The 20,367-nt window shown below is 66.3% G+C and carries 18 protein-coding genes; 3 read left to right on the top strand and 15 right to left on the bottom strand.

What is annotated here, in order from left to right:
- Positions 1 to 67: 67 nt before the first annotated feature.
- Positions 68 to 724, bottom strand: a complete 657-nt coding sequence (locus ACZK4Z_RS13080) for a hypothetical protein (RefSeq protein ID WP_049463092.1) — start codon at positions 722 to 724, stop codon at positions 68 to 70.
- A 171-nt stretch (positions 725 to 895) separates the two neighbouring features.
- Between ACZK4Z_RS13080 and ACZK4Z_RS13085 the strand changes: the two genes are divergently transcribed.
- The gene (locus tag ACZK4Z_RS13085; protein ID WP_006373100.1) at positions 896 to 1,192 is read left to right on the top strand and encodes an I78 family peptidase inhibitor; all 297 of its coding nucleotides are present in this window, start codon (positions 896 to 898) and stop codon (positions 1,190 to 1,192) included.
- A gap of 44 nt (positions 1,193 to 1,236) precedes the next feature.
- Here ACZK4Z_RS13085 and ACZK4Z_RS13090 read toward each other — a convergent pair whose 3' ends face one another.
- The 9 genes from ACZK4Z_RS13090 to ACZK4Z_RS13130 form a co-directional block, all read right to left on the bottom strand.
- Complete coding sequence (locus tag ACZK4Z_RS13090) at positions 1,237 to 2,199, bottom strand: IS110 family transposase (RefSeq protein WP_478450857.1); 963 nt, start codon at positions 2,197 to 2,199, stop codon at positions 1,237 to 1,239.
- A gap of 293 nt (positions 2,200 to 2,492) precedes the next feature.
- The gene (locus ACZK4Z_RS13095; RefSeq protein WP_125894609.1) at positions 2,493 to 3,377 is read right to left on the bottom strand and encodes a hypothetical protein; all 885 of its coding nucleotides are present in this window, start codon (positions 3,375 to 3,377) and stop codon (positions 2,493 to 2,495) included.
- A gap of 161 nt (positions 3,378 to 3,538) precedes the next feature.
- Positions 3,539 to 5,245: a D-lactate dehydrogenase gene (gene dld / locus ACZK4Z_RS13100; protein WP_125894607.1), complete on the bottom strand. Its 1,707-nt coding sequence runs from the start codon at positions 5,243 to 5,245 to the stop codon at positions 3,539 to 3,541.
- A complete protein-coding gene (gene lldD, locus ACZK4Z_RS13105; RefSeq protein WP_125894605.1) occupies positions 5,242 to 6,381 on the bottom strand; it encodes an FMN-dependent L-lactate dehydrogenase LldD in 1,140 nt (379 codons plus the stop codon). The genes dld and lldD overlap by 4 nt, the downstream gene beginning before the upstream one ends.
- A gap of 4 nt (positions 6,382 to 6,385) precedes the next feature.
- A complete protein-coding gene (gene lldR / locus ACZK4Z_RS13110; protein WP_049398449.1) occupies positions 6,386 to 7,150 on the bottom strand; it encodes a transcriptional regulator LldR in 765 nt (254 codons plus the stop codon).
- Between the two features lie 53 nt (positions 7,151 to 7,203).
- Entirely contained in the window at positions 7,204 to 8,862 is a 1,659-nt protein-coding gene (lldP, locus tag ACZK4Z_RS13115; protein ID WP_180837660.1) for an L-lactate permease, read from the bottom strand.
- Positions 8,863 to 9,084: 222 nt separating this feature from the next.
- Positions 9,085 to 9,537 (bottom strand): MgtC/SapB family protein, encoded by a 453-nt coding sequence (locus ACZK4Z_RS13120; RefSeq protein ID WP_005410036.1) that lies wholly within the window; start codon positions 9,535 to 9,537, stop codon positions 9,085 to 9,087.
- Between the two features lie 159 nt (positions 9,538 to 9,696).
- Positions 9,697 to 10,455, bottom strand: a complete 759-nt coding sequence (locus tag ACZK4Z_RS13125) for an SDR family NAD(P)-dependent oxidoreductase (protein WP_049398446.1) — start codon at positions 10,453 to 10,455, stop codon at positions 9,697 to 9,699.
- A gap of 95 nt (positions 10,456 to 10,550) precedes the next feature.
- Positions 10,551 to 10,844 carry a hypothetical protein gene (locus ACZK4Z_RS13130; protein WP_125894599.1) on the bottom strand — a complete coding sequence of 98 codons (294 nt, stop codon included), beginning with the start codon at positions 10,842 to 10,844 and terminating at the stop codon, positions 10,551 to 10,553.
- A 57-nt stretch (positions 10,845 to 10,901) separates the two neighbouring features.
- On the opposite strand from ACZK4Z_RS13130, the gene ACZK4Z_RS13135 reads away from it, so the two are divergent.
- Complete coding sequence (locus ACZK4Z_RS13135; protein WP_125894597.1) at positions 10,902 to 11,855, top strand: helix-turn-helix transcriptional regulator; 954 nt, start codon at positions 10,902 to 10,904, stop codon at positions 11,853 to 11,855.
- On the opposite strand, the gene ACZK4Z_RS13140 is transcribed toward ACZK4Z_RS13135, so the two are convergent.
- From ACZK4Z_RS13140 to ACZK4Z_RS13155, 4 genes are all read right to left on the bottom strand, one after another.
- On the bottom strand, positions 11,841 to 11,966 hold the full coding sequence (locus ACZK4Z_RS13140) for a hypothetical protein (RefSeq protein WP_260467346.1): 126 nt from the start codon (positions 11,964 to 11,966) through the stop codon (positions 11,841 to 11,843). The genes ACZK4Z_RS13135 and ACZK4Z_RS13140 overlap by 15 nt on opposite strands.
- A gap of 293 nt (positions 11,967 to 12,259) precedes the next feature.
- Positions 12,260 to 14,170 carry a CocE/NonD family hydrolase gene (locus tag ACZK4Z_RS13145; RefSeq protein WP_125894595.1) on the bottom strand — a complete coding sequence of 637 codons (1,911 nt, stop codon included), beginning with the start codon at positions 14,168 to 14,170 and terminating at the stop codon, positions 12,260 to 12,262.
- Positions 14,171 to 14,389: 219 nt separating this feature from the next.
- On the bottom strand, positions 14,390 to 14,776 hold the full coding sequence (locus tag ACZK4Z_RS13150; RefSeq protein ID WP_125894593.1) for a DUF4440 domain-containing protein: 387 nt from the start codon (positions 14,774 to 14,776) through the stop codon (positions 14,390 to 14,392).
- On the bottom strand, positions 14,776 to 16,134 hold the full coding sequence (locus tag ACZK4Z_RS13155; RefSeq protein ID WP_125894591.1) for an MFS transporter: 1,359 nt from the start codon (positions 16,132 to 16,134) through the stop codon (positions 14,776 to 14,778). Before ACZK4Z_RS13155 ends, ACZK4Z_RS13150 begins: the two co-directional genes overlap by 1 nt.
- Before the next feature lie 105 nt (positions 16,135 to 16,239).
- On the opposite strand from ACZK4Z_RS13155, the gene ACZK4Z_RS13160 reads away from it, so the two are divergent.
- Positions 16,240 to 17,136: a LysR family transcriptional regulator gene (locus tag ACZK4Z_RS13160; RefSeq protein ID WP_125894589.1), complete on the top strand. Its 897-nt coding sequence runs from the start codon at positions 16,240 to 16,242 to the stop codon at positions 17,134 to 17,136.
- Positions 17,137 to 17,236: 100 nt separating this feature from the next.
- Here ACZK4Z_RS13160 and ACZK4Z_RS13165 read toward each other — a convergent pair whose 3' ends face one another.
- On the bottom strand, positions 17,237 to 20,032 hold the full coding sequence (locus ACZK4Z_RS13165) for a beta-glucosidase family protein (protein WP_125894587.1): 2,796 nt from the start codon (positions 20,030 to 20,032) through the stop codon (positions 17,237 to 17,239).
- Positions 20,033 to 20,367 lie beyond the last annotated feature (335 nt).

Consider the following 20,367-nt stretch of genomic DNA (forward strand, 5'->3'; position numbering starts at 1 on the left):
GGCACGACTCACGGAGCAGGCACGGCAGACAGCGCCGCGCTGCATTCTAGCCAGTGCAACGCTGCAATCAGTAGGTGCCGAACGGCACTTCAACCACGATCGGGGCGGCACCCTCGCCGGCCTGCAGGCTGTAGCGGTCCAGCGCGCCATCGTCATCGGCGTGCGGCTGGCGCTGGAAATGCAGCGGGTAGCGGCTGTCCCCCAGGCGCACGGCACTGCCGTCGGCCTCCAGCGCGGCACCTTCCGGAATCAGCAGACCGCCCAGGTCGCTGTAGGCGCCAGGTACATCGGCGAAGCTGTAGTCGGCCAGCTCGTCCACCCGCTGCATCGCATAGACGTGCGGCACATAGGGTCGTGCAGGGCTACGGCCATTGCTCAGGTCCGTCACCCAGGCCTGCGGCAGGTGGTACTCCCCGCGCAGCGCAGCGACGCCCAGCGAGGGGCTGGCCACCTGCAGGCAGCACACCGCCCGCTTGCCCTCGCGGTCGAGGATGGCGAAACGGTCGCCGCGGGTGGCCGCCTGCGGCAGCATGGCGAAGGCCAGGTTACGCTGCGCCGGCGCGTAGCCGGATTCGGTCTGCAGGTTGCGCCAGGCGCCGAATACCGGGGATTGGACCTGCTCGGGTTCCGGATCGGCAGCGGAGGCGGCAAACGCCACGCCCAGCAACGACAACATCAGGGCCGTCATTGTCTTGTCCTTGCCGCGGAAACTGCCTGCCGTCATACCGTATCCAACACCTGCGCCGGAAAGGCCCGGCCTGCCCGCTGGCGTACTGCCAGCTATTCCTCTCACTATGCAATGACCACGCTGTGCCGGCAATGACCGGGGCGCTGACGCCTTTCGCACGCTCGGTGCTATCGTTCCCGCCATCTTCCCCTGCGCAGGAGCGCTCGCATGTCTGCATTCCGTCTGTCCCTGTTGCTGCCGGCCTCCGCCCTGCTGCTGTCGGCCTGCGTCAGCACCCCTGGCCCGGAAGTCAAAGGCAGTGGCCGCTGCGACGCCAGCCAGCTGGGCTGGGCGATCGGCCAGCCGGCCAACGAGCCCAACATCCGTCGCCTGTCCCGCGAGAGCGGTGCCGGCCTGGTCAACCCGATCGGCCCCAGCACCATCACCACCAAGGACATCCGCCCGGACCGCCTGCGCGTGTTCGTGGACAAGGACAACATCATCACGTCCACCCGCTGCGAGTAAGCGCGGCAGCGGGCTTTTGTAGAGTCGAGATCCTATGTTCGCGGTCAAGCCTGCTGGAAGCAGGCTTGACCCACCTTCAGCATGGCCGGATCGAAGTCCCGGCCGCTTTTGAAGACACCCCAGGCGATCCTGGCCAGCTTTCTGGCCAGGATGTTGAAGACGGCGGTGCTGGGGTGACCGCGTTTTGACAGCTCGTCGTAGAGCGGTTGCCCCCGGCGACACCGCTTGAGCCCCATTGCGGCCATGTAGAGCATCTGGCGCAGCACTGGCGCGCCCTGTTTGGACAGCCGACGCCGTCCCGTTCTGCCGCCAGACTCGTTGGGCCGGGGATCCAGGCCCGTGCAGGCGATCCACGCGTTGGCGTTGGCCAACGGCCAGCGCGTCATGTAGTAAATCAGGTGAGCGGCGACGGCAGGGCCGATACCAGGGATGGTCAACAGGCGCTTGTAGAGCGCGCCATGCTCTCCATCGCGACCCAAGCGCTGCAGTTCGCTTTCCAGCTCGGACAGCGTCCCAGCCAGAGCGCAGAACAGATCTGACAGCTCCCCGGGGGCACTTTTGCTTACCCCGAAGGATTGCTCCAGGCGCGCGCGTGTCTTTACCAGCGTCTGCCGCTTGCGCAGCAAATCGTGCATCTGCTGCTGCTCGTCGGTACGCGGTACGTATTCACGCAGGCGATCGCTCTCCTTCTTCACGTACCGGGCGATCGCTTCGGCGTCCATGGCGTCCGTCTTGCCACGCGAGCCCGTCGCCCGGCCGTAGTACTTGATCAGACGTGGATTGATCACATAGACAACGTGGCCTGCCTGGCCAGCCATCGGAGCCAACAACTCGTAGTACCGCCCCGTCGCCTCCATGCCAATCCGGCATCGCTGGGGCAAGGTGTTGAGCCACTGGGCTATGCCGGCCCGGGTGTTGGCGATCCTGTCGCCGGCCTTGCGGTCGGCCACTGCCGGTACGAACTCCTTGGAGTCCACGTCCACGCCAATATCGAGAGAATCAGACATTTGTACGGCTCCCAGCTATCTTTAAGGGGCTGGGGTGGTACCGCACCGACGTTAGCTTGCCTACATCGACGATCCCCTTTGGGGGCCGTACGATCCTTTATCGACGTTCGTGTGCGGGATGGGGATCGCTCGACTCGTCTGTCGGCTAGTATCCGCAGATGCATGCTTGACGGTCCCTCCACCCTGGCTCCTACATACCTCGTAGGAGCCGGGAGGAACATACAAGCCATGCTCGACTGGCTTTTCGGATGGGTCGCGCAGAAAACCAGTCGAGCATGGCTCGACTCTACATTTCAGGGTTCGGTATACCCCGCACAATCCGGCAGCGCCTGGTCGGGGTGGAATACCCCATCGCTGAAGCGGAACAGCCGCGTGTAGGTGCACGCCGGGTCCTGCTCGGTGCGCAGATCCTGCTTCTTCAACGGCCCCTTGGCCAGCGAATCCTCGAAGCGCGAAACACCGGCCGGGAACCGGGTCGCCACGGTCTGGTAGCGCAGCACCGGCATGCCCTCGGCGACCGTATCCAGCGCCAGCTTCGCCGAGAAGCCGTATTCGTCATGGCAGGCACCTGCGCGCTGCTTGATGTCCTGTTCGCTGAAACAGGCGCGGATCATCGCATTGCCCAGCCATGGCACGGTCAACACGTCGTCGTCCACCTGGATGTCGTCCTGCAGGTGGCGCACGCGTGCCAGTTGCAGCGTGGACGCGTCGGCACCTCCACCGGAGTAAATGGCGCTGAACGTGACGATGCCACCCACCAGCACATTCTGGCGGGCGCGCTGCTGCGGGTCGGTCACCGGTTCATCGCTGCCCACGCCAGGTGCCAGCCGCACGATCCACGGCCACAGCGACAGCTCGCTTTCCTGCGGCACGTCGATGCTGACGTGGTAGGTGTGTGGCGTGCCCTGGCCCGGTTCCTTCTCAAGTACTTCCAGCACGGTCGGCCGGTCACCATCTTTGGCAACCGGCTGCACGCGCACGCACCAGTTGCCGTCCCGCGTGCACTCGTAGAGCCCCGCCGGCCCCGTCTCATTGGCGATCAGCACCTGCCCCAACGGCTCCATCACGTTGCCCGCAGCGTCACGCTGCTGCGGCAGGATCGAGCCCTGCGTCAGCGCCAGCATCGGGGTGGCCAGCAGTGCAACGCACACGGTCGTGCGGGCAAGGACGGGGGGCATGGATGAGATTCCTGCTCGTGGAATCCAGATGGTAACCGCTGCTCCGGTAGAGTCGAGCTTGCTCGACTTTGCATTTGTAGAGTCGAGCTTGCTCGACTGTGCTTGTCGGGAAGTGCAGCCGAGCATAGGCTCGGCTCTACAGTAAAGCCACGCTGTATCCGTCAATGCCCACTACAGTCGCAGCTACCCCACCCTTTTTCCTTCGAGGTCTGGCCGATACCGGGGTTGAAGGTGTTGCTCGGGTCCAGCTGCTTGTAGAACCCGGCCAGCGCCGGCTTGGCCGGGTACAGGTGGCCGACGTTGTGCTCGGCTGGATACTCGGCGCCACGCTGGTCCAGCAACGCCCACATCGCATGCTCGATCGCCATCGGGTCTTCGCCTTTGCGCGCGATGTAGTCCTGGTGGAACACGTGGCACAGGAAGTGCCCGTAATACAGTTTGTGCAGCAGGCGGCCATCGATATCGACCGGCAGCTGCTCGAACCAGTCGGCATCATCGCGGCGCAGGGCGATGTCCAGCGCGACGATGTCCTGCACCTGGTCGCGGTGTACCTCGCGGTAGCGCACCGCGGCGCCGGCCACAGCGAAGCGATGCAGGAACGCCTTGCGCCCCTCATCGGCCGTGCAGTGGAAGTAGCCGCCCTCATGGTCGGCGAAGAAGCCGCGCAGCCAGGCCTCGGTTTCCGCGGCGTCCTGCGCGGAGACCTTCAGCAGCAGATGATGCTCGTAGCGCTGGCGGAACTCGCCCATGCGCTTGGGCAGGTGCGAGGGCAGCAGGCCAGTCAGCACCTGCATCACCCGGTCGGTCACCCCGCGCAGGCCCAACCGTTCGAACCAGCCATCGACGAGGCTCTTCAGTGCGAAGGCGGCCGGCACGCGGGCGGTGCCGAGGCGGTCGATCAGCAGGAAACTGTCCTTGCCGTAGCGCTCGCCGATGTCATAGGCATCGCGGTGGATGTATTCGCCGGCAATCGGCAAGCGTTCGAAGCCGGTCAGCAGTTGGCGTCGGATCGCGGTGAGGCTGTCGGTGCGGTTGCTGCCGATATAGAAGACCTCGGCGGCCTCCTTCTCGAAGGTATCCAGGCGCACCGCGAATACTGCCAGCTTGCCGGCAGACCCCGCTGCCTCGAAGTGGCGGCTGGGGTCGGCATTGAAGCGTGCTGGCGTATCGGCATCGACCCGGCGCACTTCCTCGGCGTAGCGTGGATCGGAGGCGGCGCGGCCATCGCCGTCCCCAACGTCGGCAGCACGGTAGTCACCCGCCTGCACGCGCTGCAGGATCTGCTCGGGCGTATCGCCCAGCGCGATGCCCAGATGGTTGACCAGCTGCAGCTGGCCCTGCGCATCGACCTGCGCATACAGTGCCAGCTCGGTGTAGGCCGGGCCACGGCGCACCAGCGCGCCGCCGGAGTTGTTGCAGATGCCACCGAGTACCGACGCACCGATGCAGGACGAGCCGATCACCGAATGCGGTTCGCGGCCGAGCGGTGCCAGCGTCTGCTCCAGGCGGTCCAGCGTCGCGCCAGGCAGGCACAGCACCTGGCGGCCCTCGTTCAACAGCTGGATGCCGGTCAGGCGCAGCGTGCTGACCAGCACGATCGGACGCCCATAGTCGTTGCCATCCGGGGTCGAGCCACCGGTCAGGCCGGTGTTGGCCGCCTGCAGGATGATCGCTGCCCCGCCCTGCACCGCCGCCTGCAGCACACGCCACAGCTCCAGCAGCGTCCCCGGGCGCACCACCGCCAGCACCGGGCCGTCGCCGAAACGGTAGCCACGGCGGAAACGGCGGGTGGCCTTGTCGCCGGTCAGTACATGGCGGTTGCCGACCGCATCGCGCAACTGCGCCAGCACGGCATCGTGGCCACTCACGGCAGGTTGACCAGCGAATCGCGGCCGATGTCAGCGACGCGGCGCGCACCGGTCAGTGTCATCGCCACGCGCATTTCCTTGGCAATCAGGTCCAGCAGGTTGGCCACGCCCGCCTCGCCCTGCGCTGCAAGTGCATAGACGAAGGCACGGCCCAGCAGCACGGTATCGGCACCCAACGCCAGCATGCGCACCACGTCCAGGCCGGTGCGGATGCCGGAATCGGCGAGGATCTTCAGGTCGCCCTGCACCGCATCGGCAATCGCCGGCAATGCACGCGCGGTGGACAGCACGCCGTCGAGCTGGCGGCCACCGTGGTTGGAGACCACGATGCCATCGGCGCCGAACTTGACCGCATCACGTGCGTCATCCGGGTCGAGGATGCCCTTGATCACCATTGGGCCCTTCCAGAACTCGCGGATCCACTCCAGGTCCTTCCACGAAATGGAGGGATCAAAGTTGCTGCCCAACCAACCGATGTAATCCTCCAGCCCGGTCGGGTTGCCGCGGTAGGTGGAGATGTTGCCCAGATCATGCGGGCGGCCGAACAGGCCCACGTCCCACGCCCAGTGCGGGTGGGTGATGGCCTGGCCGATGCGGCGCAGCGAGGCATTCGGGCCGCTCATGCCCGAGTGGGCATCGCGGTAGCGCGCACCCGGCACCGGCATATCCACGGTGAACACCAGGGTGGTCACGCCCGCAGCCTGCGCCCGCTCCAGCGCGTTGCGCATGAAACCACGGTCGCGCAGTACATACAGCTGGAACCACATCGGCCGCTGGATGGCCGGTGCCACTTCCTCGATCGGGCACACCGATACGGTGGACAGGGTGAACGGGATGCCACGGCTGTCGGCCGCGCGCGCCGCCTGCACCTCGCCGCGCCGGGCATACATGCCGGTCAGGCCGACCGGCGCAAGTGCCACCGGCATCGCCAGCGTTTCGCCGAACAGTTCGGTTTCCAGGCTCAGGTCGGACATGTTGCGCAGGATGCGCTGGCGCAGCGCGATGTCGGACAGGTCGGAAACGTTGCGCTTCAGCGTGTGCTCGGCATACGCGCCGCCATCGATGTAGTGGAACAGGAACGGCGGCAGCCGGCGTTGCGCTGCGGCACGGTAATCGGTGGAGGCGGAGATGATCATGGGGTCAACCGTGTGGGGAAGGTAGACGCGAGGCCCGCGCACGCCGGGCTTCGTTGTCATCGAGGGTGCGCAGCGTGGTGTGCACGAACTCGAGGTGGGCATGCGCGGCGGCGCGCGCGCGTTCGGGGTCGCCGGCCAGCACCGCGTCCATCATCTCGCGGTGCTGGTCGGACAACGGCGAGAAGGTCCTCGCCGAGGTGTAGAGCTTTTCGCGGCTCTGCGAGATGTTGGTCTGCAGCAGGTCGAACAGGCCGCGCATCACCTGCAGCAGCACCAGGTTGTGCGAGGCCTCGGCGATGGACAGGTGGAAGGCCGCATCAGCCTCGGCTTCACCGGTGGGGTCATCCTTGCCGTGCGCGTCCATCATGGTCTGGAAGGCCTGCGCGATGCGCGTACGATCCTCATCGGTGGCGCGCAACGCTGCATGCCAGGCGGTGGCGCCTTCCAGCGCGTGGCGGATCTCCAGCACGTCGAAGCGGTATTCCGGGTCGCCCTGGAACAGCGGCAGGTACGGCGCCAGCGGTTCATCCAGCGCCTGCCGCGCGCGCGCCGCGGGTTCGGCCACGTAGGTGCCGCCACCGACCCGTGCGGTCAGCAGGCCCTGGCTGGCCAACTGCGCGATGGCCTCGCGCAACGCCGTTCGCGAGACCCCCAGCTGCACCGCCAGGGTGCGTTCGGCCGGCAGCCGGTCACCCGGCTGCAGCCGCTGTTCCTGCACCAGGCCGCGCAGCTGCGCGGCCACCTTGTCCGAAATACGTTGCGTGCTCATGGCGTCATTGTGGCCCGAAGCGCGCAGCGGGTGGTCGGCTGACCGTGCATGGCTCAGGGAATCATCCAGGTCAGCCAGTAAGCCTGGGCCAGGGTGATCAGGCCGACCATCGTGGTGAAGATCAGGCTGTGCTTGACCGTGAAACGGAACAGGTCCGATTCCTTGCCGGCCAGGCCGACCGCCGCGCAGGCAATGGCGATCGACTGCGGCGAGATCATCTTGCCGGTCACGCCACCAGTGGTGTTGGCCGCCACCAGCAGCACGTCGGACACGCCGATCTGCTGCGCGGTGGTGGCCTGCAGTGCCGAGAACAAGGCATTGGACGAAGTATCCGAGCCGGTCAGGAACACGCCCAACCAGCCCAGGAACGGCGAGAAGAACGGGAACGCATCACCGGTGTGCGCCAGTGCCAGGGCCAGCGTCGCCGACAGGCCCGAGTAATTGGCGATGAAGGCGAAGGCCAGCACCATGCCGATCGAGTAGATCGGCATGCGCAGCTCACGCACGGTCTCACCGAAGGTCTGCAGCGCCGAACGGGCCGGCATGCGCAGCGCGATGATGGCGATCACCGCGGCGAGGATGATCGAGGTGCCGGTGGCCGAGAACCAGTCGAACTTGTAGATCGCCTCGTAGCTGAGCGGTGCATCCACGATCGGCGGCATCTTCTGCACCATCTGGTCCAGGCCCGGCACCGGGATCTTCAGCACCCAGCTTTCCAGCGGGCCGCCCGCCGCGAACAGCGACTTGAACGGCTTGATGCTCCACAGCGTGACCATCGCAGTGAGGATCAGGAACGGCGACCAAGCCTTGGCGATCTGGCTGACGCTGTAGCGCGGCGCCTCCAGTGCCTGTGCGGCCGCCTCGGCGCTGGTTTCGGTGTCGAAACGGAAGATCCGCACCGGCTTCCAGCGGCGCAGGAACAGCGTCAGGCAGACCAGCGAGGCCAGCGACGCGGTGATGTCCGGCAGCTCCGGGCCGATGAAGTTGGAGGTCAGATACTGCGCGATGGCGAACGAACCACCGGCCACCAGCACTGCCGGCCAGGTTTCCTTGATGCCGCGCCAGCCATCCATGATCGCCATGATCCAGAACAGCACGATGATCGTAAGGAACGGCAGCTGGCGCCCAGCCATCTGACCGATCTCGAAGGCATCCAGACCGGTGACCTGCCCGGCCACGATGATCGGAATGCCCATCGCACCAAAGGCGACCGGCGCGGTGTTGACGATCAGGCACAGGCCGGCGGCATACAGCGGTTTGAAGCCCAACCCGACCAGCAGTGCCGCGGTGATCGCCACCGGTGCACCAAAGCCGGCTGCCCCCTCCAGGAAGGCACCGAAGGCGAAGCCGACCATCAGCATCTGCAGGCGCTGGTCCTCGGTGACCGACAGGATCGAGGCGCGGATGATGTCGAACTGCCCGGTCTTGACCGAGACTTTATAGAGGAATACCGCGCCGATGATGATCCAGGCGATCGGCCACAGGCCGTAGACGAAGCCGAAACCGGCCGCGCCCAGCGCCTGGCTCAGCGGCATGCGGTAGAACAGCAGGGCGACGCCGAGCGCGATGGCCACGGTGATCGTGCCGGCCAGCCAGCCCTTCATGCGCAGCACGGCCAGGGCGACGAAGAAGAACGCGATCGGCAGCAGCGCGATCAGGCTGGACAACCACAGGTTGCCGGCGGGGTCGTACAGGTGTTGCCAGGGCTGCATGAGGGCTCTCGACTGGGGCGGGATGTGCTCCACCGCAGGCGGTGGGTCGCCATGGTCGTCGATTATTGGTATTACCAATAATGATTTCGATCAGACCACTTGCAGCGGATTTAACCGCCGCTCCGACGAAGCGCCTATTAGACCATAGGGCTAGATGCCATATTGGTCCGACCATTTAGATCCCGTGATAGTGCCGGCCGCTTGCCGGCAATTCGAGATTCCCTACGAAATCCGCTTCTCCAACCGCCGCATCACCGCCAGCACCAGCACGCACAGCACGCTCACCCCGATGGCAATCACGTACTTGCCGATGCCCACGGCGATGCCGATGGCCGCCGCCATGATCAGCGAGCTGGCCGTGGTCAGGCCGCTGACCTGATCCTCGCGTGACCCACGCAGAATGGTGCCGGCGGCAACGAAGCCGACGCAGGCGACCACGGCTTCGATCAGGCGCACCGGGTCGACCTGCAGCAGGTCGCGGTAACGCTCCTGCTGGAAATGCTCTGCCACTGAATCGCCGAGTCCAACAATCAGCGCAGCAGCGCCGGCAATCAGCATGTGGGTGCGCAGGCCCGCAGCGTGCTTGCCCATCTCGCGCTCGACACCGAGCACGCCGCCGAACAGCATTGCTGCGGCCACGCGCAGCAGGATCGAGACATCCTGGGTGAGTTCCATGGGCAGGCTCCGGGCGTTTCCCGGAGCGTTGCTCGGCAGCCGTGGGATGGCGGTGAAGACGATGGCACGCCCTCTTCACCGCATGCTTCACCGCGCGCGCTCATCCACGCATGGCCTGGATCTACTGGCCATCGCCATGCGTAACCTTCACGCACTCGATCATTGCGCCAGATAACCACCATCGATCGCATAGTATGTGCCGGTCGCGAACGAGGCGTCGTCGCTGGCCAGCCAGGCAACCAGCGCCGCCACTTCCTCGGCCGTGCCCAGTCGCTTCAACGCGTGGCGGCCTTCCAGCGTGGCGCGCACCTTGGGGTCCATCTTCTCCAGCAGTGGTGTGCTGATGAAGCCCGGGCCGACCGCGTTGACACGGATGCCGTCGGCTGCATGCTCCCAGGCGGCGGTCTGGGTCAGCCCGACCACGCCGTGCTTGGCCGCCACGTACGCGGTGGAACCGGCATAGCCCACCTGGCCCAGGATCGAGGCCATGTTGATGATGCTGCCACCGGTTCCGGCCGTGCGCATCGCCTGGATCTGCGCACGCTGGCACAGGAACACACTGGTGAGGTTGACGTCGATTACCCGCTGCCAGCCATCGATCGGATAGTCACCGCTGCTTGCGGCCGGCCCGCCGATACCGGCGTTGTTGACTGCCACATGCAGGCCGTCGAGTTCCTTGATCGTGCGCTGCACCGCCGCCTCCACGGCCGCGTCGTCTGTAACGTCCAGCGCAATGCCGATGGCCTGTGCACCGGCACTGCGCAGCTGCGTCACGGTGGCATCGACTGCATCCTGCTTCAGGTCCCAGACCGAAATACGGGCACCGGATGCGGCCAGCGTCTGCGCCACGGCCAGGCCGATACCGGACACGCCGCCGGTTACGATCGCGGTCTTGCCGGTGAGCTGGTAGTCAATCATCTGCGTTCTCCATCAGTGGGGGTATCGATGTGACCTGCAATGGCCAACCGCCCCACCCTACGCGCCCGCTCGTGATGGCCCGGCCGACATCACGTCTACGGGTGATCGTTCCAGCCATGAAACCTCAACTCAAGTTGATGTATGGAATTGCGTACGGATATGCATGCAAAACGCTGGCGTATGTTCGGCGGCATTTTCACTTTGGCCGTAATCGTCAATCGTTTTGACCATATTGAAATCAAAAGCGCGCGAATCAAGGCGACAATGGGAAACGTTTCCAGTTTCTTCGACACATTCCATTCAACCTGGTGTTCCCCCACCATCCAGCGTGCCCACGCCCCTGCTTCCCAGCATGTCTGCACGGGTAACGACGGGATCTGCATCTGCATTGCAGAGCGCGTGGGCGAGGTAATGCCAGCGTCCACCTCCAAAGCACGTGCCGAGCGATGTCCCGATATTTCACTTTTGCTGATTACCGCCGCTTCGGCCACCGCCATGGCTTCGATTACCGCGCCGACCCGGCCCACCTGCGTGACGACCAGTGGGCCGGCCATGGCGAGGTCAACGAGCAGTTCCTGCGCGGCGGCATGAGCCTGATCGCCTCCGACGTCCATAATCGCTTCCCTTATGTCGCCACCGCCCAGCAGAGTCCCGGCCTGGCCATCCGCGTGATGCTGCAGGGCCAGGTTGATGTGCGCATTCCGCGACGTGGTGGTTTCACCCTGCGTGCTGGTACGGCGATGACCGCGCACCACCGCGAACAGGTTGAGATGACGGGTGCGCATCCTGGCGAAACGCGCATGCGCGGCGTCAGCGTGATGGTGCCCGGCCAGATCGATCCGGACCTGTTCCAGCTGCCACAGTTGGAGACCGCGCTCAACACCCACCTGGAATGCCGCCACTGGGCCATTCCGCATACCCTGCTGCCGGTGCTGGGCCAGCTGTTCGAAAGCCCATGGGAGGACGGCATCGACGCGTTGTGGCGCGAAGGCGTCGCACTGCAGCTGCTGGCCGTTGGGCTGAAGGCCGAGGATCTGCAGACCGACCATGTACGAACGCTGCGGGCTGGCCAGCGCGAGCGCCTGGAGCGCGTGCGTGCCTACCTGCATGACGATCCCAGCCACGCCCATAGTCTGATCGAACTGGCCCAGCTGGCCTGCATGAGCCCAAGCTCGCTGCGCCGTCATTTCGCCCAGCAGTACGGCTGCTCGGTGTTCGACTACCTGCACGAACAACGCATGCGCCACGCCGAGCAGGGCCTGCGCGAAGACGGCTGGACTGTCGAGCAGGCTGCGGCCGCCAGTGGTTACCGCCACCCCAGCAACTTCGCGGCTGCATTCCGCAAGCGTTTCGGACTGGTACCCAGCCGCTGGCGCACCGGACCCTCAAAGGTCGGATAGCAGCTTCTGCTTCACGCCATCGCGGATGCCGGCCAGCGGCCGGCACGACCGCAGCCGCCTGAATCGACCTGCCATGGCTCCGCTCTGGTAGGTGTCGACCTTGGTCGACACGCTTTCACGCCATCGCGGATGCCGGCCAGCGGCCGGCACGACCGCGGCCGCCTGAATCGACCTTCCATGGCTCCGCTCTGGTAGGTGTCGACCTTGGTCGACACGCTTTCACACCATCCCAGATGCCGGCAAGCGGCCGGCACGATCGCGGCCGCCTGAATCGAACTTCCATGGCTCCGCTCTGGTAGGTGTCGACCTTGGTCGACACGCTCTCACACCATCACGGATGCCGGCCAGCGGCCGGCACGACCGCGCACCGCCGGGTATCGCGCACCCGGCGCACCTCATCAACCTCAATACACCGGCAGATCGATGTAACTGGCCTGCGCCGCGCTGTGCCAGACCCGCTGCGTGGCCTTCTGGTAATCGCCGGGCTTGGCCAGGTAGACGTTCGGCACGTAGGTCTGCGGGTTGCGGTCATACAGCGGGAACAGACTGGACTGCACCTGCACCATCACCCGGTGCCCCTTCTGGAAGGTGTGGTTGGCGTTGGGCAGGTCGAAGCGGTACGGCAGCACCTCGTTGGCGGCCAGCGGCTTCGGATCGCTGAAGCTCTCGCGATAGCGGCCACGGAAGATCGCCAGCGACACCGGCAGCTCGTAGCCGCCCATCTCCGGCGTCGACGCTTCCTGGTCCGGATACACGTCGATCAGCTTCACCACCCAGTCGCTGTCGGTGCCACTGGTCGACGCCTGCAGGTGCACCACCGGTGCGCCGCCGATGCGCAGCGGCGCGGTCAGCGGTTCGGTGATGAAGGTCAGCACGTCCGGGCGGCCATCAACGAAACGCTGATCCTTGACCAGCCAGGTGGTCCACATGTCACGGTCACCGAAACGGACCGGGCGCGGCACGAACGGCACCGGCTTGGCCGGGTCGGACACGTATTCCTCGAAGTCGCCCTCGCCCGCCGCCGGTGCCTGGAACGCCAGCTTGCCGCCAGCACGCAGGTACAGCGGCTTGCTGCTGGCAGCACAACCCTTGTCGCAGCTGCGTGGCCAGCCCTTCAGGCGATCCCAGTGGTTCTCGCCGGTGTTGTAGATCAGCACCGGCGGCGTATCCGCCTTCGGCGCACCGTCCACCAGGTACTGGTCAAAGAACGGCTTGAGCACATCACGGCGGAACTGCAGCGCGGTATCACCATCGAACTTCAGCGCGCCCAGCTCGCTGCCACTGTAGTTCACCTGGCTGTGCCGCCACGGCCCCATCACCAGATAGTTGCGGTTGTTGCCGCTGTCGCGCCCTTCCATTGCCTGGTAGGCGTGGTTGGCACCCCACATGTCCTCCTGATCCCACAGACCCTGCAGCCACATGGTCGGCACCTTCAATGGCGTCTTCGCCATCACCGCGTCCAGCGCCTGGCCCTGCCAGAAGCCGTCATAGGCCGGGTGCTCCACCAGTTTCTTCCACCAGGTCAGCTGGTCCACGCCGGTGAAACGCGCGTAGTCGCCGGCCGAACCGATACGCAGGAAGGTGCTGTAGTCATCGTAGCCGAGGCTGGGCAGCGGCGTGCCCTTGCCGCGCTTCTCGGTCTGCATCGCGAAGTAGTTGAAATTGACCTGGCGGAACGCGCCGTAGTTGAGCCAGTCGTCGCCCATCCAGCCATCCACCATCGGGCTCTGCGGCGCGGCCACCTTCAGCGCCGGGTGCGGGTCGGTCAGCGCCATCACCACGGTGAAGCCCTCGTACGACGAGCCGAGCATACCGACCTTGCCGTTGCTCTCCGGCACGTTCTTCACCAGCCAGTCGATGGTGTCCCAGGCGTCGGTGGAGTGGTCCACCTTGGTGTTGTTCAACGGTCCGCGCAGCGGCCGGGTCATCACGTAATCGCCCTCGGAGCCATACTTGCCGCGGATGTCCTGAAATACGCGGATGTAACCGCCATCGACAAATACCTCGTCGCCCTGCGGCAGCAGGTCGCGCATGCGCGGCGAATCACTGCGGCTGGCGCGGCCGGCAGCATCGTAAGGCGTGCGGGTGAGCAGGATCGGGGCATTGCGCGCGCCCTTGGGCACCACGATCACCGTATACAGCTTGGCGCCATCGCGCATCGGCACCATCACCACGCGCTTGTCGTAGTCACGACCGACATCAGGGGCAACGAAGGGCTTGCCGCTGATGTCCGGGGTCATCGGCGGGGTTTCGGCGGCCAGCACTGTGCTGGACAGGCAAAGGGCAATGGCTACAGCGACGGCACGCACACGCATGGACAACCCCTCCCGGCAGGAAAGCCTCAAGCCTACTCCTGCCTTGAGCCGTGAAGTGTGTGCGTGCTTTGCATTCTGCGGTGGATGCAGGCAGGACTGATGGCACATGTGCGACCAGCTGCTGCGCTCGTCGGCAACCGGTAGTGCCGGCCGCTGGCCGGCAACTTCATCCACCTCGGGCACGGTACGCGGTTGCCGGCCAGCGGCCGGCACTACCGATCAGGCTGCCGTTACCTCATGCAGCGCCAGCCAGCGCCAACGCCCCTCTTCCCGCCGCAGCACCGCCAGCGATTCCCGCCATATGGGCTCGCCGCCATCGATCGCATGCCCTTCGCGATAGCGCAGCACCGCCAGCGGTGATGGCGCTTCCACCGCCTGCACGGCGTCGATGGAAATCTGCAGCCCTGGACGCGCGCCATGACCGCCCGCGAACAGTGCCTGCACGGCCTTCCGGTCCAGCCTGCGACCCGCGATGCCGACCATGCTGAAGTCCGCGCAGAAATGCGCCATCAGGTCCTCCAGTGCGTCGGTGCCGGCGTCGGCGCGGAACCAGGCCTGCAGCTTGTCGTGCAGGTGGTGGACTTCGTGTTCTGCGGTGGTATCCATCAGGTGTTCTCCGGTTGCGAAAGGGTGAGCAACTGCGGCCGGCGCAGCAGCGCCATCGGCAACAGGGTCAGTACGGCGGCCAGACCCAGCGCCGCGCCGGTGGCGCGGGCCGGGAGCCACTGCATGGCCAAGGCCAGCAGCAACGCAATGGCAGCGGTACCCAGGCAGAAACTGAGCTGGCGGTTGAGGTTCCAGAGCGCACTGGCATCGCCCAATGCTTCGCCCTCGACCCCATGGAAGGCCAGCGTCTGCGCCGTGCTGCTGCACAGGCTGCCGCCAGCGCCCATCAAGGCAAACAGCAATGCGGCAATGGCAAAGACCGGGTGTGGCAGCAGCGCCATCAACAACAGGCCGCAGGCCTGCAGGAGCATGCCCGCACGCAGCACTGTGGCCGGGCCGAAGCGGGTCAGCAGGCGCTTGCTGGCCGTGATCGCAATGGCCGAGGCCAGCGCCCACGGCAGCATCAGCGCGCCGATGCGCGCGGCACTATAGCCGGCCTGGTGCAACTGCAGGGTACTGACCAGCTGGCTGCCGATGAACACGCCGGGTACGGCCAGGTAGACCAGCATCGCCAGGCGCAGCCCGCGATGGGACAGCAGCGACCAGCGCAGCAGTGGCTGCGCCTGCTGCCGTGCATGCCGCAGGTGAGCCGCCGCCAACAGCATTGCGATCAACAGCAGTACGGCACCGGCGGTCCGATGTCCGGGCTCGCCCAGCCAAGTCAACGCCAGCAGCAGCGCGCCCAGCGCCGCCATCGCGGTGGACAGCGCATAGGCCTGCAGGCGTGGCGCACTACGCGCGCCATCGGCCGGCATCCACGCCAGCACCAGTCCAATCGCCACCACGGCCAGCGGCAGGCTGGCCCAGAGCACACCGCGCCAGGACAACCACTGCACCAGCAGCCCACCGAGCGCAGGCGCCAGTGCCGGCACCAGCAGCGCCACCAGCAGGATGCGGCGGGTCAGCGCGCCACGCTGGTCAGGCGTGCACTGTCGGTACGCTGCCGCTTGTGCCACCGGAATCAGCAGGCCACCAGCCAGGCCCTGCAGCAGGCGCCAGCCCAACAGCCAGCCAATACCCGGTTCAGCCCCGGCCAACACTGCGGAGGCGGCGAACAGCAGCAACGCCACCAGCAGCAGGCGACGCTCACCGCAGCGTGCGGCCAGCCAGGGCGCCAGCGGAATCACCACGCTCAGGCCCAGCATGTAGGCGGTGCCGACCCAGGCCAGGGTACCGACGTCGGCATGCAGTTCCGCCGCCAGCGCCGGATAGGCCACCGTGGCGATGAACATGTTGACCAGATCCAGAGCGAACACCAGCAGGAAGATGGCCTCATGGCGCAGGCGGGGGGACGGCATCGGCGACGCTCCAGCAGGGAAGCGGCCAGCATGCCGTGCGGGCCTTGTTGGAAAAACACGACAGCAACTGCAACACTGTCAAATCTGCTTTGACAATGAATTGCCATGGTCAGCCTTGATCGCTTCGATATCTTCCGTGCAGTGGTCGAGGCCGGCAGCCTGACCGCTGCCGCCGATCGCCTGGGCCTGAGCCGTGCGGTGGTCAGCTTCAACCTGAAGCGGCTGGAGCAGGAGCTGGGCGTGACCCTGCTGCTGCGCAGTACCCGCCACCTGGCCCTGACCGAGGCCGGCGAACAGTTCCTGCAGCACTGCGTGCAGGCGCTGGACGCCGCACAGGCGGCGATCGATGCCGCCCGCCGCGACCAGCATCAGCTGCAGGGCGTGCTGCGCCTGACCACCACCCCAGAGTACGCCCAGCTGCGCCTGATTCCTGCGTTGGAGGCGTTCCGTGCGCGGCATCCGGCCCTGCAGCTGCACCTGTCGACCTCACCGGCACCGGCCGATCTGATTCCCGAACGCTTCGATCTGGCCATCCGCCTCGGCCGCCTGCCCGATTCGGGCCTGCACGCCAGCGAACTGGAACGGCACCCACTGTGCGCGGTGGCGGCTCCGTCCCTGCTGGCACGCCTGCCCTCTGCCGATGCTGCCGATGACCCCGTGCAGCTGGGCACCCTGCCCCGCCTCGGCTACCCACGCCTGGCCGACGTGCCGGTGATTGCACCTGACGGCAGCGACGCCCTGTTCGCCACCAACCCGGGCAACGCGGTGGTGCGCGTGAATGGCGCCAGCAGCCTGCGCGCCTTCGCCGTGGCCGGCGCCGGGGTCACCGTGCTGCCACGCTGGCTGATCCAGGACGACCTGGCCCAGGACCGGCTGCGCCCGGTGCTGCGCCAGCACCGGTTCCCGCAGCAGAGCGTGTACGCGGTCTACCCGCACAGCACGCAGCCCTCACCGAAGGTGCGGCAGCTGATCGATTTCCTGCGCGGGTGGTTTGTCACCTGAAAAAAGGGGACGGAGGGGATTAAGTCGTTTATGCATAAACGACTTAATCCCCTCCGTCCCTTTTTTTGCATGGCCCCTTGCGGGGCCATGCCTTCAGGCATCAGCGCAGCACCTGCTCCACCAGCTGCACATCCACCGTCTGCAGCGGTTCGGCGGCGTTGCGCGACAGCTGCACCTGGTAGGTGCCGCCATCGATCTTCCACTGGCGGGCCTGCGCATCGTAGTGAGCCAGCGTCTTCGGCTCGGCTTCGATGCGGATGCGGCGCTGTTCACCCGGCTGCAGGGTCACCTTGTCGTAGCCGATCAGGCGGATCGGCGTGGTGCTGCCGGCCGGCAGCTTCAGGTACAGCTGGGCGACGTCGGCACCGGCGCGCTTGCCGGTGTTGCGGATGTCGACGCTGGCGACCAGGCGCGAACCCTCCACGCTCACCTTCAGGTTTTCATAGGCGAAGGAGGTGTAGGACAGGCCGTGGCCGAAGGCGAAGGTCGGGGTCAGGCCCTTGGCTGCCATCCACTTGTAGCCGACGTTGGCGCCTTCGATATCGAAATCGAACACATCACCGAACGGCTTGGCCGGCTTGAAGCCGAGGCCGTCGATGTGCGGGCGCGGCAGCTGCGATTCGTCCACCACCCAAGTCACCGGCAGGCGGCCGGACGGATTGACCTGGCCGGTCAGCAGCGCGGCAATGCCTTCGCCACCGCGGATGCCCGGGTACCAGGCCTGCAGCATCGCCGGCACCTGCGCCAGCCACGGCGTGCGCACCGGGCCGTTGGTTTCCAGCACCAGCACGGTTTTCGGGTTGGCCTTGGCCACGGCCGAGATCAGTGCGTCCTGATTATCCGGCAGCTGCATGTCCGGCAGGTCCACCGATTCGGCCGCCCACTGGGTGGCAAACACGATGGCCACATCGGCCTGCGCGGCTGCCTTGGCCGCAGCGGCGGCGTTGGTGCCGTCCACATACTCGATGGTTGCATCCGGACGTGCCGCACGCAGCGATTCCAGCGGCGAGGACGGGTGGAAGATCACCGGGCCCGGCCAGGTGGTCGGCAGCACGCCCGGCACCGCGTTGGTGCCCTTGGCGGTCACGCCCACCATCGACGAACCACCGCCACCGATCACGCCCTTGTCGGCATGACCGCCGATGATGACGATGCGCTTCACGCTGTCGGCCAGCGGCAGCAGGTTGCCTTCATTGCGCAGCAGCACGCTGCCTTCTTCCACCGTGCGCTGGGCGACGGCGAAGCCAGCCTCGGCATCGACCTTCTGGTGCTGCGGCGGGTTGTCGAAGTTGCCGTGCAGGAACATCGTGCGCAGGATGCGCGCCACCATGTCGTTCAGGCGCGCCTGCGGCACCACGCCACCATGCACGGCCAGGCGCAGCGGTTCGTCAAAGAACACTGCCGCATCGAACACTTCACCGGCCGACTGCTGGTCCAGGCCGGCCAGCGCTGCCTTGGAACCGCTGTGCACGCCGCCCCAGTCGGACATCACGAAACCGGGGAACTTCCATTCCTGCTTCAGCACCTGATTCATCAGGTAGCCGTTCTCGCAGCCGTAGGTACCGTTGATCTTGTTGTACGAGCACATCGCCACGCCCGGGCGGCCGGCGTCCAGCGCGATCTCGAAGGCCAGTAGGTCCGACTCGTGCATGGCCTGTTCGCCGATGCGCACGTCGTGGAAGTTGCGGCGGGTCTCCATGTCGTTCAGCGCGAAGTGCTTCATCGAGGAGATCACGTGCTGGCTCTGCACGCCCTGGATCAGCGCGCCGACCATCGAACCGGCCAGCAGCGGGTCTTCACCGGCATATTCGAAGTTGCGGCCGTTGCGAGGGTCGCGCTGCAGGTTGACGCTGCCGGACAGCAGGATGTTGAAGCGCTGCTGCCACGCTTCGCGGCCCATGGTCGCGCCGCCGGCAAAGGCGACCGCACGGTTCCAGGTGGAGGCGGTGGACGGGCCCGACGGCATTGCCGTGGCGAAGTCACCCGGGCGGATGCCACCCGGATTGGTCACGCCGACGCCGGCATCGGCCGACTGCTGCGATGGAATGCCCAGCCGCGCTACGCCCGGCACGAAACCGGCCGACCCGACCGCGCCTTCCGGCAGCGGGCCACCGTCCTTGCCCAGCCCGAAGTAGCTGTGCAGCATCTGGAACTTCTCATCCTCGGTCATCGCCTTCAGCAGCAGCGCAGCGCGTGCATCGGCGTTGAGGGTGGTGTCCATCCACGGCGTGTCGCCATGCTTGTCGGCGGCATAGGCCAGGGTCAGCAGCGTGGCACGCAGGGCGCTGCCTTCCACCTTGAACGGTGCACTGCTGGCGGCCTGGAAGCCGTCGCTGAAATAGCTGGCATCGGCCTCCAGCGCCACACGTGCCGGGTCGAAGCCTGCGGCCTTGGCCGATTCACCGGCCACCGCGCCGAGCAGCACCGCCGGTGCGCCCAGCCGCGAACACGTGACCAGCGCCGGCAGCTGCGCGGCACCTGCACCAGCATCGGTGTAGACCGCCACGGCATGGCGACCGTCATCCAGGCGCAGGTAGTTCAGGCCCGGCTGGTCCGGGCCGGATTCAGCAGCAATCGGCAGCCGGGTCAGCACGGCCTGGCCGCGCTGGGTCTGGCCATCGTCCTTGCCCGCAGCAATGAAGCGGTACGCGTAGCCCAGGCCATCGGCCAGCACCTGCAGCGGATCGACCTGGCCGATGCCGCGCTGCACCTGGCGCACGCTCACCGCGTCCACCTGCAGGGTCTTCAGCTGGGCGGCCAGGGCCGGCATGGCCTCGGCGGTCGGGGCCTGTTCCAGGGTCAGCACAGTGAACGCGGCGGGGTCGGCCCAGGCCGGGGCGGCCAGTGCGGCTGACAGGGCCAGGGACAGTGCAAGCGGCTTTGTAAACGTTTTCATCGGCAGGCGTAATTCCGTTGCCAAGGCAATCGGTCCAGGGAAAGTGCCGCCGAAGGGTGCAGCGTTCATGCCGCGCAGGGGTTGCCAGGCAACGTCCCGCAGGCCGAAGGACGGGCTGGTCTGCGCCTGGGACCCTCCTCCCGGCGTGACAACCTGCCTGTCCGGGCCGCGCAGGGCGACCTAATCATGTGAAGATTGTGCGAGGGCGTTCACACCTGTCAACAGGACCTAAGTCACAGGCCGACCCCAGCCACTGGTTATCAGGCCATCACCGGCGGTCATCAGCGCGCCGCGCGAGGCTGCTGATAATGGAGATCCCTGGCCACGAATCGAGC

This window comes from Stenotrophomonas sp. 71799_Sma, from assembly GCF_056482505.1.

Bases quoted from the DNA above. Each gene is read 5' to 3' on its own strand.
- ACZK4Z_RS13155 (WP_125894591.1), bottom strand. From the start codon at position 16,134: ATGCCGTCCCCCCGCCTGCGCCATGAGGCCATCTTCCTGCTGGTGTTC.
- lldD (WP_125894605.1), bottom strand. From the start codon at position 6,381: ATGATCATCTCCGCCTCCACCGATTACCGTGCCGCAGCGCAACGCCGG.
- ACZK4Z_RS13135 (WP_125894597.1), top strand. From the start codon at position 10,902: ATGTCCCGATATTTCACTTTTGCTGATTACCGCCGCTTCGGCCACCGC.
- ACZK4Z_RS13165 (WP_125894587.1), bottom strand. From the start codon at position 20,032: ATGAAAACGTTTACAAAGCCGCTTGCACTGTCCCTGGCCCTGTCAGCC.
- ACZK4Z_RS13130 (WP_125894599.1), bottom strand. From the start codon at position 10,844: ATGCAGATGCAGATCCCGTCGTTACCCGTGCAGACATGCTGGGAAGCA.
- ACZK4Z_RS13085 (WP_006373100.1), top strand. From the start codon at position 896: ATGTCTGCATTCCGTCTGTCCCTGTTGCTGCCGGCCTCCGCCCTGCTG.
- ACZK4Z_RS13145 (WP_125894595.1), bottom strand. From the start codon at position 14,170: ATGCGTGTGCGTGCCGTCGCTGTAGCCATTGCCCTTTGCCTGTCCAGC.
- ACZK4Z_RS13125 (WP_049398446.1), bottom strand. From the start codon at position 10,455: ATGATTGACTACCAGCTCACCGGCAAGACCGCGATCGTAACCGGCGGC.
- ACZK4Z_RS13095 (WP_125894609.1), bottom strand. From the start codon at position 3,377: ATGCCCCCCGTCCTTGCCCGCACGACCGTGTGCGTTGCACTGCTGGCC.
- ACZK4Z_RS13090 (WP_478450857.1), bottom strand. From the start codon at position 2,199: ATGTCTGATTCTCTCGATATTGGCGTGGACGTGGACTCCAAGGAGTTC.
- ACZK4Z_RS13080 (WP_049463092.1), bottom strand. From the start codon at position 724: ATGACGGCAGGCAGTTTCCGCGGCAAGGACAAGACAATGACGGCCCTG.
- lldP (WP_180837660.1), bottom strand. From the start codon at position 8,862: ATGCAGCCCTGGCAACACCTGTACGACCCCGCCGGCAACCTGTGGTTG.
- lldR (WP_049398449.1), bottom strand. From the start codon at position 7,150: ATGAGCACGCAACGTATTTCGGACAAGGTGGCCGCGCAGCTGCGCGGC.
- ACZK4Z_RS13150 (WP_125894593.1), bottom strand. From the start codon at position 14,776: ATGGATACCACCGCAGAACACGAAGTCCACCACCTGCACGACAAGCTG.
- ACZK4Z_RS13120 (WP_005410036.1), bottom strand. From the start codon at position 9,537: ATGGAACTCACCCAGGATGTCTCGATCCTGCTGCGCGTGGCCGCAGCA.
- ACZK4Z_RS13160 (WP_125894589.1), top strand. From the start codon at position 16,240: ATGGTCAGCCTTGATCGCTTCGATATCTTCCGTGCAGTGGTCGAGGCC.